This is a genomic window from Candidatus Dependentiae bacterium (assembly GCA_020431705.1).
Taxonomy (GTDB): domain Bacteria; phylum Babelota; class Babeliae; order Babelales; family Vermiphilaceae; genus JAGQHQ01.
In genome coordinates this window covers 133,284-134,948 of the sequence record JAGQHQ010000001.1, presented here as the reverse complement: position 1 = coordinate 134,948, position 1,665 = coordinate 133,284, and the positions used below count along the sequence as shown (strand labels likewise).

The following is a 1,665-nucleotide window of genomic DNA, read 5'->3' as shown; positions in this document are numbered from 1 at the left end:
AAACTATATAGCAGCAATCCAAATTGCCGCTATATTCTATACTTTGAGGCATTTATGAATTTTGGGATAGGTTCTAAATATGAGGCGGGCCTCTAGGGAAGAGGCCCGCCTATTTTCTAAAGAGTTTTGTTTTTTAGTGTTTGCCATGCGCGTATTTCATTACGCACGATATCAAAGTTGGGACGTGTGGAAAACAAAAGGCTTTTTTGTGGACATATAATACCATGTATACCAAGCTCACGTGCAGCAGTAATATTTTCTGGTTGATCATCAATAAAAATACACTCTGCTGGTTCAAGATCATATTTTTCTAGTAAGTTAAGGTAAATATTGTGGTGAGGTTTATTATAACCAACTTTACCTGAAATTACTTTACCATCAAAAAGGATGAAAAATTCTGGGTAAATTTTTTTAAGTAGCTTAAATGATTCTGGGTCCCAATTTGAGAGAATATAAACGTTATGTCCTTGTGTGATGCACTCTCTTACAAACATAATTCCTTCGCCAATAAAACGCCGTGTTTTAGCAAAAGTGTTTGGCTCAAACATCATCTGTGTAACAGAATCAAATAATACTTGTTCTGAATAATCGTTAAAATAATAACTAAGAACATCCTGAATGTTGCAACGAATGTTTGCGTATGTATAATGGCCAGTGAGCCAATCGCATATAAGTTGTGGCATGCGTCTGCCAGTTTCATCGTACACCGCAAGAGCATTATTTTCATGTGGATACACAGCGTTGAGGAAATTATAAAGTGTATCCCGTACGGAGCGTGGATTATTGAAATTTGCCAAATAGTAAAACCAGTTTATTGGTCCGCTGTGCCAAAAGCTGGCAATTGTATCTGTTTCTATTAGTACGCCACCAAGATCAAAAATAATATTTGCCGAATGAGTGATGGAAGCCGCTAATAGTGCTATGGAGAGGGACAATCGAACGATTATGCGATTGCATCGCTTCATGACAAAAGATCCTCTAATTAAACTACTAAAAATCTTCTCAGTATACTGATTTTTACTACAATACCCATAGGGTAACACATTGAAATAAAAATTTCAACTGGCAAAATATTAGTGAAGTATGTTTTTAAAAATAAGATTTGTAACATTCAGTGAAAAAAATTATGCCAAAATGGGACTATTACGCTTGACTTTCACCTTGGCTGTTTTATACTACAATACAGTTCACCATAGTAGATTTGTAATAGAATAGTTGCAGTTTATTTCTTAATTAAAGTATTAATTGGAAGGTCTCTTTTATGATGGTTAATAGAAACTTACATAAGTATGCTTTACTTTCAGTAAGCTTACTATTTGTATGCGCAAGCTTTAATGTACGAGCAATGGATAATGGTAGTACTGTAGTAACCAATAAAAGTGGTGACAAAGGTGACCGAATACTTGTTTTTGATAGTAATGATTACAAAGAAAGCGTAGATGCTACTAATGGTACAATAGCAGATGCAGATATTGACAACTTAAATAATGGTAATGTTGATAATAATGTAGATGCAGAAGAACAAGACTTTATTGAAAGTGAATTTGTTAATCTTAATGAAGACAACGAAAATACGACTATAGCTGAGCAAGAAGAGGTAAATACTGATTTTGCTGTAGATGTAAATCAAGGTTCTTGCGATGTGTTAACAGGTGATAAAGAGGA

The 1,665-nt window shown here is 34.4% G+C and carries 2 protein-coding genes; one reads left to right on the top strand and one right to left on the bottom strand.

Annotation, left to right across the window (positions count from 1 at the left end; genetic code table 11):
- Positions 1-116: 116 nt before the first annotated feature.
- Positions 117-965, bottom strand: coding sequence for an HAD-IA family hydrolase (locus tag KC460_00595; protein ID MCA9769853.1), 849 nt, complete (start codon positions 963-965; stop codon positions 117-119).
- A 296-nt stretch (positions 966-1,261) separates the two neighbouring features.
- Between KC460_00595 and KC460_00590 the strand changes: the two genes are divergently transcribed.
- Positions 1,262-1,665, top strand: a 404-nt coding sequence (locus KC460_00590; protein MCA9769852.1) for a hypothetical protein, incomplete at its 3' end; no start/stop codon positions are given.

Coding starts and splice junctions, on each gene's coding strand:
- KC460_00595 (MCA9769853.1), bottom strand. CDS start 965: ATGAAGCGATGCAATCGCATAATCGTTCGATTGTCCCTCTCCATAGCA.